28 protein-coding genes are annotated in these 24,398 nt (G+C 52.8%); 12 read left to right on the top strand and 16 right to left on the bottom strand.

The features are described 5' to 3' along the window. The first annotated feature begins 24 nt into the window (after window positions 1-24). Both M0R33_RS16915 and grxC read left to right on the top strand, forming a co-directional pair. Window positions 25-675, top strand: a complete 651-nt coding sequence (locus M0R33_RS16915) for a class II aldolase/adducin family protein (protein WP_292571892.1) — start codon at window positions 25-27, stop codon at window positions 673-675. A 35-nt stretch (window positions 676-710) separates the two neighbouring features. Beyond that, window positions 711-965 carry a glutaredoxin 3 gene (grxC, locus tag M0R33_RS16910; protein WP_292571889.1) on the top strand — a complete coding sequence of 85 codons (255 nt, stop codon included), beginning with the start codon at window positions 711-713 and terminating at the stop codon, window positions 963-965. A gap of 8 nt (window positions 966-973) precedes the next feature. On the opposite strand, the gene M0R33_RS16905 is transcribed toward grxC, so the two are convergent. The 15 genes from M0R33_RS16905 to smpB all read right to left on the bottom strand — a co-directional run bounded on the left by M0R33_RS16905 (window position 974) and on the right by smpB (window position 15,121). After that, window positions 974-1,552 (bottom strand): PilZ domain-containing protein, encoded by a 579-nt coding sequence (locus M0R33_RS16905; RefSeq protein ID WP_292571886.1) that lies wholly within the window; start codon window positions 1,550-1,552, stop codon window positions 974-976. A gap of 88 nt (window positions 1,553-1,640) precedes the next feature. After that, window positions 1,641-3,287 carry a bifunctional diguanylate cyclase/phosphodiesterase gene (locus M0R33_RS16900; protein ID WP_292571884.1) on the bottom strand — a complete coding sequence of 549 codons (1,647 nt, stop codon included), beginning with the start codon at window positions 3,285-3,287 and terminating at the stop codon, window positions 1,641-1,643. A 9-nt stretch (window positions 3,288-3,296) separates the two neighbouring features. Then, complete coding sequence (locus tag M0R33_RS16895; RefSeq protein WP_292571881.1) at window positions 3,297-4,478, bottom strand: O-succinylhomoserine sulfhydrylase; 1,182 nt, start codon at window positions 4,476-4,478, stop codon at window positions 3,297-3,299. A gap of 12 nt (window positions 4,479-4,490) precedes the next feature. Further along, window positions 4,491-5,990 carry an amidophosphoribosyltransferase gene (purF, locus tag M0R33_RS16890; protein WP_292571878.1) on the bottom strand — a complete coding sequence of 500 codons (1,500 nt, stop codon included), beginning with the start codon at window positions 5,988-5,990 and terminating at the stop codon, window positions 4,491-4,493. Window positions 5,991-6,005: 15 nt separating this feature from the next. Next, window positions 6,006-6,524, bottom strand: a complete 519-nt coding sequence (locus M0R33_RS16885) for a CvpA family protein (RefSeq protein WP_292571875.1) — start codon at window positions 6,522-6,524, stop codon at window positions 6,006-6,008. Between the two features lie 32 nt (window positions 6,525-6,556). Beyond that, window positions 6,557-7,294 (bottom strand): SPOR domain-containing protein, encoded by a 738-nt coding sequence (locus M0R33_RS16880; protein ID WP_292571871.1) that lies wholly within the window; start codon window positions 7,292-7,294, stop codon window positions 6,557-6,559. 11 nt (window positions 7,295-7,305) lie between these two features. Next, window positions 7,306-8,571: a bifunctional tetrahydrofolate synthase/dihydrofolate synthase gene (folC, locus tag M0R33_RS16875; protein WP_292571869.1), complete on the bottom strand. Its 1,266-nt coding sequence runs from the start codon at window positions 8,569-8,571 to the stop codon at window positions 7,306-7,308. Window positions 8,572-8,577: 6 nt separating this feature from the next. Next, complete coding sequence (gene accD, locus M0R33_RS16870; protein WP_292571866.1) at window positions 8,578-9,498, bottom strand: acetyl-CoA carboxylase, carboxyltransferase subunit beta; 921 nt, start codon at window positions 9,496-9,498, stop codon at window positions 8,578-8,580. A 24-nt stretch (window positions 9,499-9,522) separates the two neighbouring features. Next, window positions 9,523-10,326: a tryptophan synthase subunit alpha gene (gene trpA, locus M0R33_RS16865; protein ID WP_292571863.1), complete on the bottom strand. Its 804-nt coding sequence runs from the start codon at window positions 10,324-10,326 to the stop codon at window positions 9,523-9,525. Then, window positions 10,323-11,525, bottom strand: coding sequence for a tryptophan synthase subunit beta (gene trpB, locus M0R33_RS16860; RefSeq protein WP_292571860.1), 1,203 nt, complete (start codon window positions 11,523-11,525; stop codon window positions 10,323-10,325). Before trpB ends, trpA begins: the two co-directional genes overlap by 4 nt. A 6-nt stretch (window positions 11,526-11,531) precedes the next feature. Beyond that, window positions 11,532-12,152 (bottom strand): phosphoribosylanthranilate isomerase, encoded by a 621-nt coding sequence (locus M0R33_RS16855; protein WP_292571858.1) that lies wholly within the window; start codon window positions 12,150-12,152, stop codon window positions 11,532-11,534. Window positions 12,153-12,256: 104 nt separating this feature from the next. After that, window positions 12,257-12,976, bottom strand: coding sequence for a DUF2231 domain-containing protein (locus M0R33_RS16850; protein ID WP_292571855.1), 720 nt, complete (start codon window positions 12,974-12,976; stop codon window positions 12,257-12,259). 49 nt (window positions 12,977-13,025) lie between these two features. Beyond that, window positions 13,026-14,048 (bottom strand): FAD:protein FMN transferase, encoded by a 1,023-nt coding sequence (locus M0R33_RS16845; protein ID WP_292571852.1) that lies wholly within the window; start codon window positions 14,046-14,048, stop codon window positions 13,026-13,028. 16 nt (window positions 14,049-14,064) lie between these two features. Then, entirely contained in the window at window positions 14,065-14,643 is a 579-nt protein-coding gene (locus M0R33_RS16840) for a hydrolase (RefSeq protein ID WP_292571849.1), read from the bottom strand. Further along, window positions 14,636-15,121, bottom strand: a complete 486-nt coding sequence (gene smpB / locus M0R33_RS16835; RefSeq protein ID WP_292571846.1) for an SsrA-binding protein SmpB — start codon at window positions 15,119-15,121, stop codon at window positions 14,636-14,638. The genes M0R33_RS16840 and smpB overlap by 8 nt, the downstream gene beginning before the upstream one ends. Window positions 15,122-15,220: 99 nt before the next feature. Between smpB and M0R33_RS16830 the strand changes: the two genes are divergently transcribed. The 4 genes from M0R33_RS16830 (at window position 15,221) to M0R33_RS16815 (ending at window position 17,917) form a co-directional block, all read left to right on the top strand. Next, window positions 15,221-16,579 (top strand): sodium-dependent transporter, encoded by a 1,359-nt coding sequence (locus M0R33_RS16830; RefSeq protein WP_292571843.1) that lies wholly within the window; start codon window positions 15,221-15,223, stop codon window positions 16,577-16,579. Continuing rightward, window positions 16,579-17,016 carry a type II toxin-antitoxin system RatA family toxin gene (locus M0R33_RS16825; protein WP_292571839.1) on the top strand — a complete coding sequence of 146 codons (438 nt, stop codon included), beginning with the start codon at window positions 16,579-16,581 and terminating at the stop codon, window positions 17,014-17,016. Before M0R33_RS16830 ends, M0R33_RS16825 begins: the two co-directional genes overlap by 1 nt. A gap of 4 nt (window positions 17,017-17,020) precedes the next feature. Further along, on the top strand, window positions 17,021-17,287 hold the full coding sequence (locus M0R33_RS16820; RefSeq protein WP_292571968.1) for an RnfH family protein: 267 nt from the start codon (window positions 17,021-17,023) through the stop codon (window positions 17,285-17,287). A 258-nt stretch (window positions 17,288-17,545) separates the two neighbouring features. Continuing rightward, the gene (locus M0R33_RS16815; RefSeq protein WP_292571837.1) at window positions 17,546-17,917 is read left to right on the top strand and encodes a hypothetical protein; all 372 of its coding nucleotides are present in this window, start codon (window positions 17,546-17,548) and stop codon (window positions 17,915-17,917) included. A 638-nt stretch (window positions 17,918-18,555) separates the two neighbouring features. Here the strand turns inward: M0R33_RS16815 and M0R33_RS16810 are convergent. Next, entirely contained in the window at window positions 18,556-19,122 is a 567-nt protein-coding gene (locus tag M0R33_RS16810; RefSeq protein ID WP_292571834.1) for a MarR family transcriptional regulator, read from the bottom strand. A 217-nt stretch (window positions 19,123-19,339) separates the two neighbouring features. Here M0R33_RS16810 and M0R33_RS16805 point away from each other — a divergent pair, with 217 nt between their 5' ends. From M0R33_RS16805 to M0R33_RS16780, 6 genes are read left to right on the top strand one after another with little or no spacing between them, the layout of a single operon-like run. Beyond that, a complete protein-coding gene (locus tag M0R33_RS16805; protein WP_292571831.1) occupies window positions 19,340-19,801 on the top strand; it encodes a hypothetical protein in 462 nt (153 codons plus the stop codon). Further along, entirely contained in the window at window positions 19,798-21,045 is a 1,248-nt protein-coding gene (locus M0R33_RS16800) for a Zn-dependent hydrolase (RefSeq protein WP_292571828.1), read from the top strand. The genes M0R33_RS16805 and M0R33_RS16800 overlap by 4 nt, the downstream gene beginning before the upstream one ends. After that, window positions 21,042-21,791, top strand: a complete 750-nt coding sequence (locus M0R33_RS16795) for an isochorismatase family cysteine hydrolase (RefSeq protein ID WP_292571825.1) — start codon at window positions 21,042-21,044, stop codon at window positions 21,789-21,791. The genes M0R33_RS16800 and M0R33_RS16795 overlap by 4 nt, the downstream gene beginning before the upstream one ends. Beyond that, entirely contained in the window at window positions 21,788-23,227 is a 1,440-nt protein-coding gene (locus tag M0R33_RS16790) for a sodium:solute symporter family protein (protein ID WP_292571822.1), read from the top strand. Before M0R33_RS16795 ends, M0R33_RS16790 begins: the two co-directional genes overlap by 4 nt. Then, window positions 23,224-23,346 (top strand): hypothetical protein, encoded by a 123-nt coding sequence (locus M0R33_RS16785; protein WP_292571820.1) that lies wholly within the window; start codon window positions 23,224-23,226, stop codon window positions 23,344-23,346. The genes M0R33_RS16790 and M0R33_RS16785 overlap by 4 nt, the downstream gene beginning before the upstream one ends. Then, window positions 23,340-24,398: an aspartate carbamoyltransferase gene (locus M0R33_RS16780; protein WP_292571817.1), complete on the top strand. Its 1,059-nt coding sequence runs from the start codon at window positions 23,340-23,342 to the stop codon at window positions 24,396-24,398. Before M0R33_RS16785 ends, M0R33_RS16780 begins: the two co-directional genes overlap by 7 nt.

Raw genomic sequence — 24,398 nt, 5'->3', positions numbered from 1 at the left:
ATAAACAATGGGAAAGAAAATAACATGTCTGAACTAGAAGGCGTCATCAAATATCGGCTTGAGCATCATCAAAGCGAGCTTTTGCCTTCAATCGATATTGGCCCCATCAACGGCTGGCGCGGCCTATTCTTTAGATTAGGGATAATTGGACAAAAACCGGAAAAGTATCATGGCCTCGGATACGGTAATATCAGCCAACGACTGACGCCCGGCCGAAATAGTTTTTTGATATCCGCCACTCAAACAGGACATCTGGCTTGCCTTAACCGCGAACATTTTGCCATTGTTGAAACGGCTTCTGCAAAACTCAATACTATCCGTTCGCGCGGTCCCAGCAGGCCATCCTCGGAAGCATTAACCCATGCCAGTATCTATGCGTTAGCGCCCGAGGCTCAAGCCGTAATACATGTGCATTGTCCTGAAATTTGGCGGCACACTCACCGATTGGATTTGCCATACACTCGGGCTGAGATTGCCTATGGCAGCATAGAGATGACTGAAGCAGTTGAGCAGCTTTTTAATTCCGGACAACTGAATAACCTACCCATTTTCAGTATGCTCGGCCACGAGGACGGCATCGTTGCCTTTGGCGACTCGCTCGCCAGCGCCGCCCAAACATTATTAATCCCGTTGGCCCATGCATTGGCTATTGAGCAAAGCCAGAATGCTGGTTAGAATATCATCTTTATTAGAATTTATTAATTTAAACTATGCCTGAAATCATTATCTATACGGGTCGGCTTTGCCCATATTGCACGATGGCCAAGAAATTATTCGAGCGCAAGGGCGCAAGCTACAGCGAAATCGATGTCGATTCAGAGCCTGGATTGCGTCAGGAATTGATGGAAAAAACCAAACGTAGGACAGTACCGCAAATATTTATCGGCGAACGGCATATCGGCGGTTTTGACGATTTACACGCCCTCGATATGCAAAAGCAGCTAGACCCTTTGCTGCAGGTTTGAAATCCCGCTCAGCTGATTGAGATGATCTGCAAGCCGATCAAGGTAGACTCATCCGCGGAACTAACCCAAACCACCTTACCCAAGGCCACCAGACCGAATTCCTTGATCTGTAACTTAACCGGCGCATTCACTTTAACGGCCGGATGCTGAACCAACATTTTTACGCAAAGACCTTTGGTCGACCGGTTAATGCCTTCTACATGTAAGCGGTCCTTATCGATGAATAGCTCGGCGGTAAAAGGCTCGGTTTTGCGGTAGCCGCGCCGTTTCAGCCATAATTTCTCGGCGTTATGCACCACGGACTCAAACTCCAACCCCATCAAAATTCTGCCGCGTTCTTCCCGCACCCAGACGATGCTGACTTCCCCGGCCAGCATCAGTTCTTCAATAAACACTTCCGCCCGATTGTCTTCGAACAGCAAGTGTTCAAAATCCTCGACCGTCGCTAAAAGATGTCCGGGTATCAGTTCAATCATGGCACCCTTGACGGACACGTCATAACAATTGAACTGCAAGGTTTCACCTCCTACATTCAACTGACCAATGGCGTTGAAATTTTTTCTATATTCTTTTCGTTCTTGAAACATGGTGAAAATCTCGTGTATATCGATGGGTGCATCAAAGATAGCTTATTTTTACATTCCGCGCTTAGATCAGTCGGTGATCCAGTACGCATCAATTGGATTTGGGATGAATAAATTTTGCCGAGTCGGAACGCATCCATTCATTAAAATTTTCCAATGCAATCGGTTTACTTAAAAAGTAGCCTTGCGCCAGATCGCACGCATAACTATCCAGTAGCACCATGACTTGCTGGTTTTCCACGCCTTCCGCAACGACCTGCAAACCCAAGTTGTGGGCCAGATTGATAGTGGCTTTAACGATGACCGCATCGTTTTCGCTTTTTAGCACGTCGCTTACGAAGGATTTATCGATTTTCAACTCAGTCAACGGCATTTTTTTCAAATAGGCCAATGACGAATAACCGGTACCAAAATCATCAATTGAAAGTTTATAGCCCATATCATGCAGACGCTGAATAATCTCCAGACTTCGTTGCGGATCGGTCATGATGGAACTCTCGGTAATCTCCAACATCATCCAGGAGGGCTGGATCCCGGAAGCGGCCGCCAGGCCGGCAACGATGTCCGGCAACTCCGGATCATGCAAATCCCGCGCCGACAAGTTGACGGAAATAGTCAAATCCAAACCCTGCCGGTGCCATTCGGCACACTGCCTAAAGGTCTGCTTTAATGCCCACAAGGTCAAATGCTTGATCATGCGGGTTCTTTCCGCCATGGGAATAAACTCATCGGGCGGAACAAAACCATGCTTGGGGTGATTCCATCGCACCAAGGCCTCGGCGCCATATAACCGGCCGGTTTTTATGCAGACTTTAGGCTGGTAGTAAATCTGCAATTCTTCCCTTTCCAATGCTTGGCGCAGTTCGCTCATCAGCGTCAAACGTCTTGGACTATGATCGTCAAATGACGAGGTATAAACCGAGTAACCTTCATGAGACTTGCCCGCCATAAACAGCGCCACGCCCGCTTTTTGCACCAAGGTGTCGACATCCTCGCCATGCTCGGGAAAGTTGACTATGCCGATGTTGACATGAATGGACAGACTCAACCGCTCCACCTTAAACGGCGATTCCAAGGCGACCTGGACATTCTTGGCCAACATGACCCCGGCATTTTCGTTTTCAGTGGCAGGCACCAATACACTAAAAATATTACCGTCGATACGGGCGACGCTGTCGTTACCCAGCACCACGCTTTGCAAGCGGGTGGCGATTTGCTTCAAGATTAAATCGCTGCTGTTGCGTCCCAACGTATCATAAACTTCCTTAAAATTGGCAAACTCCACCAATAAAATCGATAGTAATTTATTTTGATTGTTGGCCGATAGAATGGCTTGCTCAACCCGATCGTAAAATAACGCCCGATTAGGTAAATCGGTAGCAATATCATGGGTTGCGGAGTAATTGGCCTGTTTTTCCATCGACTCGGCATGCGCCCGCAATTCATGCGTCTGATCGAAGATCATCGCACCAGCCTGATAGGCTATGATCGAGCTGGAATACTGCCCCCAAAACCCGAAAACAAACGGTATGCAATCCAATACCCAGAGACCATAGTTATCGGATTGGGCTTTAACAACGCTATCCAGGCTGATAGCGCCGGTTTGATAAAGACTGACGCCGAGCGTGGCGAGAATAATGCTGGAAATTGCGATGGCTACACCTTGATAAGCGGTTTTGGAAACTTGGCTTTTCAATACCCTGACATTGTCGGAGAGCACATTCTTGGCAAATTCCATTCGCTACCCCTACAAACCCCTTAATAAATCAGCCTTGATATCGTCGATATTTTCCAGACCAACCGACATTCTGACCAGACTGTCCGAAATTCCGGCTTCCGCCCTCGCCTCGGGACTCAACCTGCCGTGAGTCGTTGTGGCGGGATGGGTGATAGTGGTTTTTACATCGCCCAGATTGGCGGTAATCGATAACATGCGGGTCGCATCGATCAGCCGCCAGGCCTGCTCCTTGCCGCCGGTCAGTTCAAAACTGACCACCGCGCCGAAATGGCTTTGCTGCCGTCTGGCCAACTGGTGCTGGGCATGAGACTCCAAACCCGGATAATGTACCTTGGTGACGGCAGGCTGGGCTTCCAGCCATGCGGCTAATATAAAAGCATTGTCGCAATGCGCTTTCATGCGTATAGCCAGCGTTTCCAAGCCGGACAAAAATACCCAGGCATTAAACGGGCTCATGCAGGCGCCGCCGGTACGCAGATAAGGGTAAATGTCCTTTTCGATCAGCTCTTCACTGCCGATCACGGCTCCGCCCACGCAACGCCCCTGTCCGTCGATGAATTTGGTGGCTGATTGCACCACCAGATCCGCACCCAGGGTCAGCGGTTGCTGCAGCACCGGGGTGCAAAAACAATTATCCACGACTAACAGGCAACCATGACCATGCGCAATATCGGCCAATGCCTGGATATCGGCAATTTCAATCAGCGGATTTGAGGGGGTTTCCAAAAACAAAAACCGGGTATTGGGTTGAATGGCCGCTTCCCAGGCGGACAGATCCGTCAAGCTGACAAAATCGCAGCTCACACCGAATTTGCCGAAATAGTTTTGAAAGGTGAGTACCGTATTGCCGAACACGCTACGCGAACACACCACATGATCGCCCGCCTTTAACAAGGCCATCCCCACCGCCATGATCGCCGCCATGCCGGATGCAAACGCCAAACAGCGTTCTCCCCGCTCCATCAAGGCCAGCCGTTCCTGAAAAGCGCTTACGGTAGGGTTGGTAAAGCGCGAATAGATATTACCCGGTTGCTTGCCGGTAAACCGCAAAGAAGCCTGCTCGGCGGATTCGAACACATAACTGGACGTGGCAAAAATCGGAATACTGTGTTCGTCTTCATGCGTCCGCCGATGCCCCGCTCTGATAGCCTGGGTTTCCAGGGAATATTCCTGCCAATCAATATCTGTCATAACTTTATCCCGCTATTTTTGCGCGGCAGCTAATGGAGCATTACGCTGTTCCTGCGCGCCATCGTTTCGTAACGCTTCAATACGCGCCAAGTAGTCGTCATCAATATCGCCGGTAATGTATTCATGGCTAAAACAGGAGGTATCGAACTGTTTAATATTAGGGTTACCCTTACCCACCGCATCGATCAGATCATCCAGATCCTGGTAAATCAACTTGTCCGCGCCTATGGCTTTGCAAACTTCCAGCTCGGTGCGGCCATGCGCAATCAATTCATGGGCGGCCGGCATATCGATGCCGTATACATTCGGATAGCGCACCGGCGGCGCCGCGGAGGCAAAATAAACCTTTTTAGCCCCGGCATCGCGCGCCATCTGAATAATCTGTTCGGAAGTCGTACCGCGTACCACCGAATCGTCCACCAGCAACACATTCTTACCTCTGAACTCCAGGGGAATGGCATTCAGTTTTTGCTTGACCGATTTTTTACGCATTTTCTGGCCCGGCATAATGAAGGTGCGCCCGATATAGCGGTTTTTCATAAACCCTTCCCTAAATTTAACATCCAACTCATGCGCGATCACTAAAGCCGAGGTGCGGCTGGTATCGGGAATAGGTATCACCACATCGATATCATGATTGCCCCATTCTTTTTCGATCTTTTTGGCTAGTTTTTTACCCATCCGCATTCTAGCTTTATAGACGGATATGTTGTCGATAATCGAATCGGGACGGGCAAAATAGACATACTCGAATATGCAAGGGCAATGGTTGGTCTTTTCCGCGCATTGTTTGATGTGCAGCTTACCCGCCGCTTCGACGAACACCGCTTCGCCAGGGGCAATATCCCGGATTAATTTGAAATCCAGTACGTCCAGCGCCACGCTTTCCGAAGCGATCATATAATCCGTGGTGCCATCCTCGGTTTTACGCTCGCCAAACACGATGGGGCGTATCCCATGCGGGTCGCGAAAGCCCAAAATACCAAAACCGGCAATCATCACCACGACCGCATAAGCCCCGCGGCAACGTTTATGCACCACACTGACGGCCTTGAACACATCCTCGACCGTCAAGGTCAGCTTACCGGCCTGCTGCAGCTCATGCGCAAACACGTTAAGCAGTACTTCCGAGTCGGACTCGGTGTTGATGTGCCGTTGATCGTCGACGAACACTTGAATTTTCAATTCTTCGGTATTGGTCAAATTGCCGTTATGCGCCAGCGTCAAACCGAAGGGCGAATTGACATAAAAAGGTTGCGCTTCTTCTGAACTGGTACAGCCCGCGGTCGGGTATCTGACATGGGCAATCCCCATGGTGCCCTTCAATTTCAGCATTTCCTTGTTAGAAAACACATCCCGGGTCAAGCCATTTTCCTTACGCAAATGCAAACGCGCACCCTCACAGGTGGCAATCCCTGCGGCATCCTGTCCCCGATGTTGTAATACGGTTAAGGCATCATACAAATCCTGATTGACATTTTGATTGGAAACAATCGCGGCAATACCACACATAACAAACCTAAATAGCTAACGAAAATGGATATAGCCCGCCAGATCTGACGGGATGTGATCTTTCAGCCAAACGGCGAGAGATTGAAACGGCGGAATCAACAAAGATTGCTGCCACCATGGATCTTCGGGTAATGGCGTAATCCCCCCCAGCATCACTAAAACCGATACCAATACCGCACCGCGCAACACACCAAATAGTATGCCTAATATACGGTCGGAGCCGGTTAAGCCGGTTTTTTCGATTAATTGATTCAGAATAAAACTGATCAGGGCCCCCAAAAGCAGGGTCATAAAAAACAGAAGACCAAAAGCGGCGGCGATACGGGCCGACGGATAACTGATGGTACTTTGCAGCAACACCGCGAAATCACGGCTGTAATACATACCTACCCAAATAGCGACCACCCAGATAGTCAAGGCAAAGGCTTCCTTGATGAACCCGCGTAGCAAACCGATCACCGCCGACACCAGGATCAATCCGCTAATGGCGTAATCAACCCAAATCATCTTATCCATGGACAAGCTGTCAAGCACGGTTAAACCCGGCTAAAATGAAACCGAAGCCGTTATTCATCACCCGTAACAAAACTGTTGATATTAATTTGAGACAGCTTGGATTTGACCGCCTGGGCCCTGGCTTTATCCAGCATGGGACCGACCCTGACCTTGTAGATTTTGCCCTTTTCGGTGGCCACCTCTTTTATCGAAGCCGCAAAGCCTTGTTTTTTAAGCGTGTCCAATAAGCTTTGCGCATTAGACAATTGGCTGAAGCTGCCGGCATTCAGATATAAGCGGGTCACCGCGTTTTCAGCGGCAGCGGTTGTTTTGGCGGGCGGCTCGACAACCGCCGGTTTTACCGCTTTAACCGGCGCTTCCACCGCAGGCGCGGGTTTTAGCGGTTGGGCTTTGGATTCAACCGGTGCAGCCTGAATCGCAACATCCTCTTCCTCCGCATCGGGTTCGACAAATTTGATGGGAGGGGCCGGCGGTGCGGCGGTTTCCTTTGCAGTGATACGCGTCAGCGGCCGAGACGGTTCCAGATCGGCTTCTTCGTCTGCTTCGTAAACCACAGCCGGCGCGTCAGGTTTTTTTTCTTCGGCCAAAGTCGCCACATCCTCGACTTTTTCCGGCAACGGCATAATTTCCACGTCTTGCGCCTTGGCGGGCAATTCCGGGATTTTCAATTCATTAATGCTCTTACCCGATTCATCGATAGGGTCATCGAATAGCATCGGTACAAAAATGGCTGCCAGTGCCGTAATGACAGCGGCGCCAATCAATCGTTGCTTTAACTCTTGATCCATGTTGATCACCTCTAGGCAAATTGGGATAAATACTCGGACACCAAAAAAAACGAACCGAAAATCAGGATTAACTCGCCGGACCTGGCTGCGCTTTGGGCCGCTTCGAAACAGCTGGCAAAGTCGGTGTATCCTTTGTTCACGTTCTTAATGTCTTGTTGCTGAAAATAACGATTCAATAATTCTACATTCGCGGCACGCGGATTCTTTAATGGCGCTAAATACCAATGATCCACCCTGTCCCGCATCATGGCCAATACGCCGGGAATATCCTTGTCTTTCATCATCGCGAATACCGCATGAATTTTGACTTCCGGAAAATAACTCTGCAAATAGCTCAACAGCGTTTGCACGGCCTGCGGATTGTGCCCGACATCCAATAATACAGGCGTTTCTCCGGCTATCAGTTGAAAGCGCCCGTTTAAATGCGCTTCCCGTACCCCCCGGCAAATAGCCGCCGGCTCGACCGGCAGGACTGCTTGTAAACACATCACGGCCATAATCACGGCAGAAGCATTACGAAACTGGTGTTCGCCTTGCAACGCGGGCAACGGCAAGTCGGTTAATTTTAGCTGATCCGTCCACCAAGCCCAGGCATGCGCTTGCGTTTCATAATGAAACACCAAACCGATTTGCATCAGCTCGGCCCGCTTTTCCCGGGCGGCTTGCAATAAAGACCCGGGAACCTGTTGATCGCCTATCACGGCCGGCACGCCGCTGCGGAAAATACCGGCTTTTTCCCGCCCGATGGCTTCCACGGTGTCGCCCAGCCAGTCGACATGATCAATCGCGATGGTGGTAACTAAAGCCACATCGGCATCCACGATATTGACGGCATCCAAGCGTCCGCCCAAACCCACTTCCAAAATCCGCACGTCGACCTTGGCCCGGCTGAAAACATCCAGCGCAGCCAGAGTACTGAATTCAAAATAACTCAAACTGGTATCGGCCCGTACAGCATCGATACATTCAAAGGCAGCACAAATATCCTCATCGGCCGCGGGTTGTCCATCGACCCGAATTCGCTCGTTGTAGCGCAATATGTGTGGCGAAGTATAGGCGCCCACCTTATAGCCTTGCGCACGGTATATGGCTTCCAGAAACGCCACGCAAGAACCTTTGCCGTTAGTCCCCGCAACCGTAATGGTGGGGATTTTTTTGGGCTTGACGGCAAGCCGCGAAAAAACCCCCGCCACCCGCTCCAAACCCAAATCTATCGGCCGTGGATGAGATTGCTCCTGCCAGGCAAGCCAGTCTTCCAGCGCTGTAAAGCGTGCCATCGCAGGCTAATTGACGAATATTTCGCTTTCGATGACTTCGGCAGGCTGTTCGGGGACTGGTTGGCTGTGGACCACATTCGGAAACAACATGGACAGGATACTGGCAATTTTATCGCGCATGTCTCTGCGATCGATAATCATATCGATCGCGCCGTGTTCTTGTAAGAATTCGCTACGCTGAAAACCCTCGGGTAATTTTTCCCGCACGGTTTGCTCAATCACGCGCGGCCCGGCAAAACCGATCAAAGCATCCGGCTCGGCTACATTGATATCGCCCAACATGGCCAAACTGGCCGATACACCGCCCATGGTCGGATCGGTCATAAAGGAAATGTAAGGTATGCCGGCGTCCGCCAGACGAGTCAAGGCCGCGCTGGTTTTAGTCATTTGAAACAAGGAAAACAACGACTCCTGCATCCTGGCACCACCGCTGGCGGTGAACACGATGAACGGTACCCGTGACGCCAAGCTTTCATTGACGCCCCGCACAAAACGTTCGCCAACGACCGAGCCCATCGAACCGCCCATAAAGGTAAAATCGAACGCGGCCGCTACAATGCCCTGCCCTTTTAACGCGCCTTTCACCACGACCAGCGCATCATTTTCATTGCTCTGCTTTTGCGCCTGACTGATTCTGTCCTTATAGCGTTTGCTGTCTTTAAATTTCAAAGGATCGCTAGGCTTTAAGCCCGCGCCGATCTCAAACCGGCCTTCCGGGTCCAGGAATAAATCCAACCGGGTGCGGGCATTAATACGTAAATGGTGATTGCATTTCGGACAAACACTGGCATTTTTAACCAATTCCGCATTAAACAAAATCGCATCGCAGCGTGGACATTTGTTCCACAAGCCTTCCGGTACGGTGGTCTTTTTTTCCGAATTGTCAGTTCTGATGACAGACGGTACTAATTTTTCAAACCAACTCATTCGTTGTCTACTCCGCTTGAATTCTTAACTATCCATCGCCGTGCGCATGGATTTCAACAAGGCAATAATCTGGTTTTTAGCCTGCTCGGGCTCATCCAGATTGGCTTCGATTTTGCTGATCAAGGCACTTCCCACCACCACGCCGTCGGCCAAATTCGCGACGATTTTGGCGGTATCGGCGTCTTTCACCCCAAAACCGACCCCTACCGGCAGGACGGTATTTGCCCGGATCAATTCCAGCTTTTCCTTGACGTCCTCGGTATTCAAATGGCCGGCCCCGGTCACGCCTTTCAAAGATACATAATACAAATAGCCGCTGCCTACCGCATCCATTTTAGCGATACGTTCGGCATCGCTATTGGGCGCCAGCAGAAAAATCTGATCAATCCCGCGCTCGCGCAGCAAAGCTACGCAATCCACGGCTTCTTCGGGCGGCAAATCCACCGTCAACACACCATCCACATCCGCGCGTTGCGCGGCATTGGCAAAATCTTCATAGCCCATCATTTCTATGGGGTTCAAATAGCCCATCAAAACCAACGGCGTGGCTTGATCGGTTTTACGGAACTCCATGGCCATGCTCAAAACCTTGCGCAAGCCAACCTTGTGCGCCAGGGCGCGTTCGCTGGCGCGTTGGATCACCGGGCCGTCGGCCATCGGGTCGGAAAATGGCACGCCCAATTCGATGACATCGGCGCCGGCCGCCACCATCTCGTGCAAAAGCGGCACGGTGAACTCGGGATACGGATCGCCGGCGGTAACAAACGGAATTAACGCTTTACGGCCCGAGGCTTTCAGCTCGGCAAATTTGTTGGCAAGGCGACTCATAAACTGATCCCCTCGCGTTGCATAATAGTGTGCATGTCTTTGTCACCGCGTCCGGACAAATTAACGATAATGATTTGATCTTTGCGCATGGTCGGGGCCAGCTTCATGGTGTAAGCCAAGGCGTGACTGGATTCCAAAGCCGGAATAATGCCCTCCATGCGTGTTAGCGCATGGAAACCCGCCAAGGCTTCGTCATCGGTGATATTAACGTAATTGGCCCGTCCGGTATCCTTCAACCAGGCATGCTCGGGACCGACACCGGGATAATCCAGACCGGCGGAAATGGAATGAGTTTCGATAATTTCGCCATCGTCGTCCGCCATCAAATAGGTACGGTTGCCGTGCAACACACCTGGACGACCGGCACATAACGGCGCGGAATGATGACCGGTTTCGATACCATCGCCCGCCGCTTCGACACCATACATTTTCACGGACTTGTCATCGATAAACGGATAGAACAAGCCGATCGCGTTCGAACCGCCGCCGACACAAGCCACCAAGGCATCCGGCAAACGACCGGCCTGATCGACGCACTGTTGTTTGGCTTCGCGGCCGATCACGGTTTGAAAATCTCGCACCATGGCCGGATAAGGATGCGGGCCCGCCACGGTGCCAATTATATAAAAGGTGTTATCGATATTGGTCACCCAATCGCGCAATGCTTCGTTGAGGGCGTCTTTCAGGGTTTTCGAGCCGGATTCAACCGCCACCACGGTGGCGCCCAACAATTTCATGCGATAAACGTTCAACGCCTGACGGGCTACATCAACCGCCCCCATGTAAACCACGCATTCCAGCCCCAGTCGCGCGGCCACGGTTGCAGTGGCCACACCGTGCTGGCCGGCACCGGTTTCGGCGATGATGCGGGTTTTACCCATGCGTTTGGCCAGTAGAGCTTGACCAACCGTGTTATTAACCTTGTGCGCCCCGGTATGATTCAGGTCTTCCCGTTTCAGATAAATTTGCGCGCCGCCCAGGTGCTGGCTCCAACGCTGAGCATGATAAAGCGGCGAGGGTCGGCCGACGTAATCTCTTAAATCGGCATCCAGTTCGGCGATAAACTCCGGATCGACTAAATAGCGTTGATACGCTTCATTCAGTTCGGTTATAGCCGGCATCAGCGTTTCCGCTACAAAGATACCCCCATAAGGCCCGAAGTGGCCCCGAGCATCCGGCATATCGTATTTGTCTGTCATAGTTATTTAAGTCGTTTGATTAATTTTTCTTATAAAGGCAGCCATTTTTTCCGCATCCTTGATGCCCTTGCCGGCTTCCACGCCGCTACTCACGTCCAGTGCATACGGCCTGACTTGCTGCACAGCCAGCGCCGCGTTTTCCGGCGACAATCCTCCCGCCAGTATCAACGGTAATGACAGATTTCCGGTAATCAGTTCCCAGTCAAACCCATTGCCTGTTCCACCTTGCACGTCGGAATGATAGGCATCCAGCAATAAACCCGCCGCGTCGGCGTATTGTGCCTGAATATCATCCAGGTCGACGCCCGGCCGCATGCGAATTGCCTTGATATATGGCTTGGCATACAGCCGACAGTCTTCAGGCGATTCGTTGCCATGAAACTGCAAGCAATCGATGTTGATCTCGGCCAACACATCCCTCACCCAGTCCGGCTCGGCATCCACAAACAGCCCCACCACGCTAACAAAAGCCGGTAAAACCCGGGTTATTTCCGCGGCCCTGGCAATTGACACATTACGCGGACTCTGGGAATAAAACACCAAACCAATCGCATCAACACCCAGCCTCGCGGCCGCCAATGCATCTTCCGCCCGGGTAAAGCCACAGATTTTAACGCGGGTACGCATAAAAAGCCTCACAAAAAAGGCCGGCTAGAATACCACACAAGCTAATAAATTCATGATCTAAACCTGCAAAAAAACCTGAAAAATCAAACCCGAAATTTTAGCCATTAATGACTGTGGTCGTGGTGGTCGTGCCGATGTTCAGGCTGTTCATCGTCATCCTCCGATATCCGCGGAGCATCGAGCCCGGAGACTCCTTCCCCATGCTGGTGGCGGGCCGCAGCTTCTTTATTCATTTCCGACACGGGCTCTACTGCAACACCGTACTTATAAACCATCAATCCGCCAAAATCGGCTGTCAACAGCAACAACACAGCCAGAATGGCGGCACAGATTAAATATAAGGTGTTGGCGGGACCGGAAACCCGCCCTTTGGCCGCCCAGCGCCAAACCGCCAGTATTGTCGCCAGCGCAAACACCGAAATCCCTAAATGCTCATGATTTTCCATAATTTCATGCACATCGCCGCCATGTGCAACCTCGCCGGCGGCAATTAGGCCGGCGGCTACCGTAAATCCGGCAAATAGCGCGCCAATATATAAAAACCAACCGGCAACCCGCTGCCAATCGGGTTTATTGGCGAGGGTGCCGATTACATCCAACAGGAAAAACAGCGGCAGCAAGGCAATCGGAAAATGCACGAACATAGGATGTAGATTTTCCAGCGCGGACACCCCCGGCATCAGTCTGGCAAACACCTCCGCCGGCGATAATGCCAGCAAACCTTCCACAAAACTAAGTAAACCCGCCACCGTACCCGCCACACCGCCGCCTGAATCGGCGCCGCCATGCACGGAAAACAGCAAATTATCGGTTAAATCAAACATCGGTTCCCCCTGAAAAACCTGCCGCGATACTACCACGCTCAAACACGGCTCATTCAAACGATAGACCGCTAGCCTCTAAAGCTTGCGACTTGGTTTCCACTAAAGCATCACCTTGCTGCTGAATAAACAAGACTTTCAGGTGTTCCTCGTTAGCCAGCTGCATGCCTTGCTGCTGACCCACGCAAAGTAAAGCGGTCGACCAGGCGTCGGCAACGGTAGGATCTTCATGCAACACCGTGACCGCCACCAAATCATGCGTCACCGGCTTGCCGGTGCGTGCATCGAGAATATGGCTATAGCGCTGACCATTGACATCGAAATAGTGCCGATAAGTTCCCGAGGTCATCACCGCAAACGGCTGGTCCTTGGGTACGGTCAACACTTTCAGCAACCGCTGCTCGCCCGGTAACGGTTTTTCCACCGCGATGCGCCAGGCCGAACCATCCGGTTTGTGACCGTGCGTTTTCAGTTCGCCGCCGATTTCAACCAGGTAGTTAGGTACGCCCTGCCGTTCCATAATCCGGCTAATTTTTTCCACGCTGTAACCCTGCGCCACCGAGGATACATCTATGCGAACACCGGCGGGCTTCCGCAAATGGGTATCGTCGACCACCGCGACTTTATCCAAGCCGATTTCCGCCCGGGCATTTTGCAACACTGCCTCATCGGGTATGCTCAGTGCGTCGCCTTGAAAACCCCATAAATCGAACAGAGGCTTGATCGTCAGATCGTAACAACCCTGACTGGCGTGACCGACTTTACCCGCCACCTTAATTAATGCCACAATTTCATCGCCGACGAATTGGCTATCAGCTGATGGATTACCATTGAATTTCTCGATAACCGAGTCAGGCCGGTAATTGGATAAATTTTTATCGATATCGGCCAACGCCTTGTTCACCGACGATTCCAGCGCCTTAGCATCCACCGGTGTTTCCGACCAATAACTGATGTGATAGCTAGTGCCTTGCGTAAAGCCTTCGAATTTAGCGATATCGGGGCCGGGCTCGCTACAACCGAATAATCCGGCGGCCAGCGCCAGCCCGCAGAGTAATGGGGTGAAATTTTTCATCTCGTCAACTAATAATCTAGCGCACCAGCGCGGAAATCATTTTAAATTGGGGATGCCGCGCATCGCGCAGCCATTCGAACAACACCGACTCATGACAGACAATACCGACACCGGCTTGGCGCATGCGCCTCAGAGCGTTATGCTTATGCGGAACCGCTCGTGAACAAACCGCATCTTCGACCACAAATACTTCAAAACCCTGCCGCAACAAATCAAATGCCGTTTGCAACACACAAACATGCGTTTCCTGGCCGGCAATGATGATTTGGTTTTTAGAGCCTACACACAAGGCCTGCTTAAATTCCGCGCTACCGCAACATGAGAATGCCGTCTTTTCGAAACATTGCGCGGCATCAGGCAACACTTGCTTGACGCTTTCGGCCGTACGTCCCAAGCCCTTGGGATATTGCTCGGTCAACAGCACCGGCACATCCAGTAACGCGGCCGCTTTCAACAGTCTGCCTGAATTGTCCGTCATGGCTTGCGCCTCCGACAGCGGCATGGCCGCCAGCAATCGACTTTGCATATCAACAATCAGCAACAGACTGTGCTCAACCTTCAGCAAACCGACCGGGTTATTGGCTGCATCAGCCATGCTTCATGACCCGCGCCTTTTCACGCTGCCAATCCTTATCCTTGGCGGTAGCGCGTTTATCGTGCAACTTTTTACCCTTGGCCAAACCGATTTTTAACTTGGCCCGGCCTCTTACCCAATACATGGATAGCGGAATCAAGGTAAAGCCTTTACGTTCCACCGAACCGATCAAACGGCTCAATTCGCGTCTGTGCAACAATAATTTTTTTCGCCGCACCGCATCCGGATTAACATGCGTCGAAGCCGACAGCATCGGCGAGATGTGCGCACTGCACAGCCAGGCTTCGCCACGGCGGATATCGACATAACTTTCCTTTAACTGGATGCGCCCATCACGCAGACTTTTCACTTCCCAGCCTTCCAATACCAGCCCTGCCTCGAATTGTTCTTCGATAAAATATTCGTGGGAAGCCTGCCGATTGACGGCAATGGTATTGTCGTTTTGCTTGCTGTCCTTTTTGGATTTTTTGGCTGCCATGGCGTTGTGTCGATTTTTTTAGACTGACTGAAAACAATAATTTTGTTATTTTACCCGACCCGCCCACAAAATAACGACTTAATAACAGAGCAACGCACCATGACGGACAAAAACCCATCCATTCACGGCCAATGGTCGTCGCGCTTCGCATTCATTCTGGCCGCCACAGGTTCCGCGGTCGGCCTGGGAAATATCTGGAAATTTCCTTATATCACCGGCGAAAACGGAGGCGGCGCCTTCGTTGTAGTCTATTTGTTATGCATAGCCGCACTCGGCATTCCCATCATGATTGCCGAAATCATGCTGGGCCGGCGCGGCCGGCAAAGCCCTATCAACAGCATGCGCTCACTTTCCGAAGAAGCGGGCGTCGATCCGCGTTGGCATTATGTCGGCTGGGCGGGGATGATCGCCGGCTTTTTGATTTTGGCGTATTACAGTGTCATCGCCGGTTGGTCCATGGCCTACATCGTCAAAGCCTTCTTCGGCAGCTTTATTAATAGCGACGCTGAAGAAATTCAACGCCTGTTCGAAAATTTGATGGCCAGCCCGGTCCAACAAATTTTTTGGCACACGGCGTTTATGATCATCACCATGCAACTGGTGATGCGCGGCGTGCAAGGCGGTCTGGAAAAAGCCGTACGTTTTTTGATGCCGACCCTGTTCGTGATTTTGATTTTGCTGGTGGGTTACGCCATGTCGACCGGCGCCTATGAACAGGGCATGCACTTTTTGTTCAGCCCCGATTTCAGCAAGATAGACGCCGACGCAGTACTGACCGCCATGGGCCACGCCTTCTTTACCTTGAGCTTGGGTATGGGTGCCATCATGGCGTACGGTTCGTATCTGCCCAACCATGTGTCGATTGTTAAAACCACTTTTTTCATTGCCGGCGCCGACACCGTGGTGGCTTTGCTGGCCGGTATCGCCATTTTTCCATTGGTGTTTGCCAACAATCTGGAAGCCAGCGCCGGCCCGGGCCTGATTTTCCAAACCCTGCCGTTGGCTTTCGGCCACATGAGCGGCGGCTGGCTATTTGGCTTGCTGTTTTTCATCCTGCTGTTTTTTGCCGCATTGTCGTCTTCCATTTCCTTGATCGAACCCGCCGTGGCCTGGCTGGCGGAAAATAAAAATGTCGAACGCCATCAAGCCTGCGTCTGGTCAGGGACAGCCTGCTGGGCATTGGGGGTGGGGGTGGTGTTTTCGTTCAACATCTGGTCGGATATAAAGCTGTTCGATAAGAACTTGTTCGAACTGCTCGATTACCTGACCGCCAACCTGATGTTACCGCTGGGCGGCTTGGCCATAGCCGTGTTTGCCGGCTGGATGATGAAAATCCAGCACGCCGAGCAGGAACTGGAACTGCCGGCGGAAGGTTTTCAAGCTTGGCAATTTTTGATCAAGTACGTTTCGCCAGCAGCAGTATTTTTAGTATTTTTACATGTGCTCGGAGTATTGTAATGGTCTCGGTCGTACAAAAAAGCGCCCTGGTAAAATTTTCCGCCCAGCAGATGTTCGATCTGGTCGACGACATTGAGTCGTATCCAAAATTTTTACCCTGGTGCAGCGGCAGCCGAGTTTTAAAGCGCGAAGGCAATGTCGTAGAAGGCGAAATCCAAATCGCCAAAGCCGGCTTTCACAAGTCCTTCTCCACCCGCAATTATCTGGATCGCGGTGGAAAAATTCACATCAGCTTGCTGGATGGGCCGTTTAAGTCCCTGGAAGGCTTTTGGAGCTTCATGCCGCTGCGCGAAGATGCCAGCAAAATCTCCCTGGACCTGGAATTCGAAATCGCCAGCGCCTTTGCCAGCCTGGCCTTCGGCCCGGTGTTCAACCAGATTTGCAACACCATGATCAGCTCGTTCACACAGCGGGCCAAAGTCGTCTATGGCGGATGAATTGATTGGCGTGGAAGTGGCTTATGCCACGCCCGAGCGGCAGGTGATCATTGCAGTTACCCTGCCCGCCGGCAGCACCGCCGAGCAGGCTATCCAGGCATCCGGTATTTTGCAACAGTTTGCGGAGATTGATTTGTCGGCACAAAAAATCGGCATCTTCGGCTCGGTCTGCAAGCCGGACCAAGCGCTTAAAACTGGCGATCGGGTGGAGATTTATCGGCCGTTGATGCAAGACCCGATGGAAGCTAGGCGGAATCGGGTGCAGAAGTGAATTTGGCGACACAGATTACCGGATTTGATTTAAGTATTACTTAAATCAATAAATATTTTTGCTTTGACTGAACTTCAAATGTCGTTTTACACATTGGTTTATGCTAATCAAGAAACTTAATTACTAGTAGAGCGCATCACTGCGATGAAAACGGCACTAGATGAAGAATTAGAAAGGCTTTTATGACCATCGTCCCCTTCCACTGAATTAAATTCTTCAAGCAGTTTACAGTTTACACATTACACCTCATTAAGCGCATTGGAGAAGATTATTCAGACCAATGAGATTAGGTTCTCCAATCCTCTTTTAATCAACGATCTGGACGAACTTCGATTTGGAATGCACGAAGGAGCTCATGCCTTTCGCACTCATCAGGGACTCAAAACGGCATGTGGAAATGATGAGAAACAAAAAGTTTTGCTTAACCATTTTAAAGAGCGATTTGCGCGTTACGACAACGAACATGCATTTGACACCTACGCGTTCTGTCTTGCTGAGCATAAACCAGAAAATAATGATGGAATTTTATCGATATGGCCTGGCTATGGAGCTAATGGAACAGGAGTAGCAATAGTTTTTGATCCAGCCAAGATTGAGAAGAACGAAAAATCACCACTCATCATTGACTAGGTCGACTACATGACTCCAGAGACTCATAAGACAAGGCTGAATGAGAGGCTTGATGAAATTGCATCGTTGATTGCTGAGCGAGACCTTAATGACAGAGATCTTATTTCTGTCGCGCACTACTGGCTTGAGAAAATTAAGTTGTTTTCGCTCTTCACGAAGCACCCGGGATTCGACGAAGAAAGGGAGTAGAGAGTTGTCTATCTGAAAGAGCGAGATCCTTCCGCTTCACTAAGTGAGATGCTTGGTTATGCAATTACGAATCGGGGAGTTGAGCCCAAGTTGAGATTAAACGTTGCCCCACAACCAAAAACATTCTCCGCTGATCTTTCTCTGGAGAGAATAGTAGCCAAAATCATATTGGGTCCATCGTTGTCATCTGTATTGGCAAAATTAGCCGTACTGAGACTCTTAGAAGTTAACGGTAGGACGGCGCTTGCAAAACGAGTTGTTGCCTCAACGATACCGTTCAGGGCTTAGCCAACTGATAGGTCACGTTGCAGCAATAGCGGTTACGTGACAATCTAAAGCAAGCCGCGTAGCCTGGATGCAATGCAATGGAATCCGGGTGATTTTGGCTGGCAACTCCCGGTTTCCGCTTCGCCACATCCAGACTACCCAAAACCTATATTCAAGCCCCCTCAATCCCACTCGCTCCGCATTTGAGATTCAGTCCCCGTTTCATCCTGCTGGCCTAAAGGCTCCAGAACCTCTTCCAAGGCTTCGGCGGTGGCGCGCAGGGAACCGCTGGATAATACCGGCGCGGCGTCGATGTTTTCGGCGCCCATCATGACCCCGAGCCGCTGCAACGAGGCCAGCAGCATGGTTTGCTCCCAATCCTGCAGCGCATTCAAACTCTGCACGAAGCGCTCCTGTAACAAAGGCGGAGACGATTGCTGCAATGCCAGACCGTCCGGTGTCGCGCCCACCAATACCCGCCGCCTGTCCTGTTCATCCCTTTCCCGCGTAATCAGGCCGCGCTGCTCCAGGCGGTTCAAAATATCGGTCACTGTCGCCACACTCAGACTGACCCGCCCCGCCAGCTCGCCGACCGGCAGCGGATTTATTGGCAAAGCCTTTAGAATCAGTGCTTGCGGCCCGGTCAAACCGTGGCTTTGCACCAATGTGCGCGAATGCAGATCCACGGCGCGAATGACGCGCCGCAAGGCGATGATGATCTGATCGGCAATGTCGTTGTGATTGGGCATATAGTCAAAATTACTTAGGGCTGTAATAAATTAAATACATCATATTCTGGCTCCGTCCTTGAAAAAAACCCGACTTTTCTGCAATATAGTAACCAAACAACTCACCACAGCAACCACATCCAGTCAAAATTGATTTCGACACAAAGTAATTTTTTGCCAAGATCATCATGACGTATTTTCGATTTTTCCATTAACTCACTGTGACATGAGGCCATTTTTGACCAAGCTGTTCCAATGCCATTTTAACTTTTTCAGTATCGTTACCGGCCTACTGATGCTGTTACAGCTTCCCAGCCTTGCGCTGGCCCAGCAGCCGGCCCCGCGCTTGCTCACCGATACCCAAACCGCAACCGCCGGCTACTTCCGCTTGAATTGGGAAAGCGCCGATATGAATCCCGTCATCGAATTACAGCAGGCCGACAACCCGGGATTTGCCGATGCCAGTTTTCGCTATCGCGGCCAAGACCGGGCCAGCGTTATTTCCGGGATGCCGGACGGAGCATGGTATTACCGGGCGCGCGTTATTAGCGATGACAAAACCGGCCCCTGGAGCGAAACCGTTGCCGTTAAAGTGGCTCACCACCCGCTGTCCCGCGCCTGGTTGTTTTTCGGCCTGGGTGCGTTGGTTTTTGCCGCCACGTTGTTATTGATTATTCGCGGCGCGGAGCACAATCCATGACTTTTCCCGAACTACAAGTCAATGCCCGCCGCCTGCGCGAGGATGTCGATACCTTGGCCCGTATCGGCCGCCGTGAAGACCACGGCATCTACCGTATGTCATTCAGCCCCGGCGATATGGCCGGCCGCGCATGGTTGTGTCAACGCATTGCCGACAGCGGCCTGGAGCTGCATCAGGATGGTGCGGCCAATATTAGCGCGCGTTTGAATTGGGACAGCAAAACGCCCTGCGTCATGGCCGGCTCGCATATCGACACGGTACCCGGCGCCGGCCATCTGGATGGCGCGCTGGGCGTGGTTTGCGCACTGGAAGCCTTGCGGGTGCTGCAGGCAGAAAATGTGCCGTTGCATCGACCGCTGGAGGCAGTGGCTTTCACCGACGAAGAAGGCCGCTTCGGTGGCATGTTCGGTTCCCAGGCTATGGCCGGGCTGGTGACGCCGGACTATCTTCGCCATGCCGTCGACCTGAACGGCATCAGCTTGATCGACGCCATGGCGCAACAAGGACTGGACGCCGAACAGGCCTTGCATGCGCAGCGCACACCCGACAGCATCCACGCTTATGTGGAACTGCATATCGAACAAGGTCCGGTACTGGACCGCAAAGGGGTCAGCATAGGGGTGGTCGACGCCATCACCGGCCTGTTCAAATGGGAAATCACCCTGACCGGCACCGCCAATCATGCCGGCACCACACCGATGGATATGCGCAACGACGCCTTTCAGGGCCTGGCCGAATTCTCGGGCCAGATCGACCGGATTCTGGAGGAATACGGTAGTCCGCGCAGCACCGCCACCGTAGGCCGGGTCGAGCTGATTCCCGGCGCCGCCAATGTCATCCCCGGCCAGGTGATTTTTTCGCTGGACGTCCGCGACGCCGACGACGCCACCCTGAAATTGCTGGCCGAGGCCTTCAGCCGTGCCTTATCGGCCATAGCCCGCCGCCGCGGCCTGAAATTCGAATTCGCGGTATTGAGCGAATTGGCACCCGTGCGCTGTGCGCCGCAGGTTATTCAGGCTATCGAAGCATCGGTGGAGAAAGCCGGCCTGAGCTCAACCCACCTACCCAGCGGCGCCGCCCACGATGCCCAGATCATCGCCGGCATTGCCCCGGCCGGGATGATCTTCGTACCGAGCAAGGAAGGCCGCAGCCATTCCGCCGCGGAATGGACGGCCTGGGCCGACATCGAGGCCGGCGCCAACACCTTATTGAACACATTACGCCGACTGGCGAGCACATCATGACAAACCAAGACGAAAAAAACGGCACGACCGATAGTCAGGCGTTTCTGGAGATCGATCCGTTAAGGGACGTATACCGCAACTCCATCACTCACACGCCGGCCGTCACCCGCTCGCTACAGGCCCACCACACGGCGCTGTTGTGCATAGACCTGCAATACCTGGATGCCGCGCCCGGCCATGGCGTGTTCGCCGATGTAACCGCGTCCGGCATACCGCTCGAAGCGCAGGAATACTATTTCGATCGTCTGCAGACCACGGTACTGCCCAACGTACGCAAATTGCAGGACGCCTTTCGCGCGCTGCATCTGGAAGTGATTCATACCCGGATTCAGTCGCTGACCCAGGACGGCCGCGACCGCAGTGTCGGTCATAAACGCTTGGGGTTGCACGCGGCACCGGGTTCCAAGGAGGCCGAGTTTCTGGAACAGGTGGCACCGATAGAAAACGAAATCGTCATCAACAAAACCGCCAGTGGCGTATTCAACGCCACCAATATCGAATACATCCTGCGTAATATGGGTGTCAACGGCCTGTTCGTGGTCGGCGTCTACAGCAACGAATGCGTTTCCACCGCGATCCGCGACGCCTGCGACCTAGGCTTTCACGTCACCCTGATTGCCGATTGCTGCGCGACGGTGACTCCCGAGCTGCAAAAAGCCACCATCACCACCATGAAAGACCGTTACGCCCGGGTCATGGATACGGACGAGGCGATTGCTGAAATCCAAAAAGTGGTCGAGCCATGAACGGTATGCAAAGCGCATCGCTGGATCCCACCACCGGCTGGCTGATTTTGATCGCTTTTTCGGTACTGTGGGTGATACTCGGTGCCTATCTGGGACGCCGCTCGTCCGGTCTGGAAGGTTACATGCTGGCCGGACGCAAAGTGGGCATGGCCCTGGGTACCGCCACCGCGATGGCCACCTGGGTAACCAGCAACACTACGATGGCGGCACCGCAACTGGCGTTCCAAATGGGTATCTGGGGCATGTTGGGTTATTCGCTGGGTGCGGTGGGCTTGATGATGTTTGCGCCGCTGGCGCGGCGGATCCGGCTGTTGATGCCCACCGGCTTCACCAGCGGCGATTTCGTCAGGATGCGCTACGGCAGGTTCACCTGGCGGGTATTTCTGCTGATCTCGCTGCTATATGCCTTCGGTTGGCTGGTATCGATGGGCATGGCCGGCGGGGTGCTGGTCAATGCACTGACCGGCATAGACTACCGCATCGGTATGAGCGTTATACTGGCGGTTTGCGTACTGTACACCATGCTGGGCGGACTCAAAGCAGTGATAGGTACCGATTTCATTCAGACCTTGATCATTCTGATCGGCATCGTGGCACTGGCCTGGCTGGCCATCACCCAGGTCGGTTTCGAGCGCATGCACCAGGCGGCATTGTCCAAGCGCCCCGAATTACTGAACTTGCTAATGCCGGCCGCCATTATGTTTCTGTTCAACAATCTATTGTTCGGTATCGGCGAGGTATTTCATTCCAATGTCTGGTGGAGCCGGGCATTTGCCTTTCGGGAAGGCATAGGATTCAAGGCCTACTTTACCGCCGGCCTGCTTTGGATGCCGATTCCGGTTGTGGCCGGTTTCGTCGCCTTGACGGTACCGGCCCTGAACCTGAACGTGCCGGCCGCGGACATGGTGGGACCGTTGGTGGCCGCCAAACTGCTGGGCAGCAGCGGCGCGGTACTGGTATTCATCGTGGTATTCGCCGCCCTGGCTTCCAGCCTGGATTCGCTGCTTGCCGCCACCTCCGACCTGATTCTGACCGACATCTATAAAGGCCACTTCCGGCCCCAGGCCGGCGACGATGAACTGGCTCGCGCCGCCCATTGGATGATTTTGGGCCTGGGTTTTGTCGCCTGGCTGCTGTGTCTGCCGCGCCTGACCACGCTGGCGCAATTACTGTATTTCATGGGGGCATTCGTCGCCAGCACCATCTGGCCGATCGCCGCCGGACTATTCTGGCGGCGCGCCAATCCCCGCGGCGCGGCGCTGGCGATGATCGCGGGCAGCGCATGCGGTCTGGCCAGTTATTTTCTGATCGGCTTTTACGTGGCGGCTTTGGTGTCTGCCGCGGTTTCGATGAGTATCGTCCTGTTAAGCACCTGGCTGCACCCCGACGACTTCGATTGGGCGCGCTTGGCGGCATCTGACGAGGCCCGATCATGATCATTTCCGTCACTGCCCTGGCCTGGCTGGTGAGCGCCGCGACGCTGGCAACCATGGCCGCGCCCGTCGTATTAATCATTTTTTGGATAAGAGACCTATTAAAGGGACAGCTATGGTAGACAAATTCCACCCCAAACTTAACGCACCCGTCGATAAACAGCTGATGGATACCCAAGGCTTCGAATGCCCCCGCCAACTGCTGGAGCATATCAAAGAAGACTTGACCCCCTTGCTCAGCTTGGCACAAAGACCGGTCGTCTCGGCCAACCAGTTCAGTCGCGAACAACTCGTGCAGCTGGCGCGATTGGCGGCCCGATACGAGACCCAGCCGCAACTGATTACCCGGCCGCTGACCGGCAAAATCCTGATCAGCGCCTTCTACGAACCCAGCACCCGTACCCGCTTGTCTTTCGAAAGCGCCTGGCATCGCCTGGGCGGCGACATCATGTCGATCACCGATCCGGCCTCTACCGGCATAGCAAAAGGCGAATCCCTCTACGACGTCGGCGAAATGCTCAATCACTACGGCGACTTGGTGGTCTTGCGCGATAACGACGCCAGCGCCGTCTATCAAATGCTGGAATCCTTGCGTATCCCTATCATCAATGGCGGCAACGGCGCCGACGAACATCCCACTCAGGCCATGGCCGATATCTATACACTACTGAAATGGCGGCCCACGCTGTGCAGTGCCGACATCGACCCCGAGCAACGCATTCATATCGGCATCATCGGCGTACCGGGACGCATGCGTACCGTGCGCAGCCTGCTGACCTTTCTGTCGCTGTTCTCCGATGCCATCAACGAGGTGTTGATCATCAGCGACGAAGAACATCCCTTCAGCCCCGATCAGCGCGAAACCTTGGAACAGGCCGGGCTGAAACTGCGGGTCGGCACCGACCTCAACCAGGAATTGCCCAGGCTGGACGTGGTCTACATCAATGCCATCGCCTGGCTCGGCGATGACTACGAAGAATTGGGCAGCCGTTACCGGCTGGACCTTTCCTCCCCGCTCAAACAGGATGCCATCATTCTTCACCCCTTGGCTCGCGGCCAGGAACTGCAGCGGGAACTCGACGATACCCCGCATAACTGGTATTTCGCTCAAGCACGCGGCGCGGTATTCATGCGCATGGCGCTGTTGTCTTCAATCTTAAAAATGTTTACTTAA

Origin of the sequence: Methylomonas sp., assembly GCF_023228165.1 — a bacterium.
GTDB lineage: Bacteria > Pseudomonadota > Gammaproteobacteria > Methylococcales > Methylomonadaceae > Methylomonas.
Note: the sequence above shows the minus strand (reverse complement) of the source record. Positions and strands in the feature narration are given on the sequence as shown.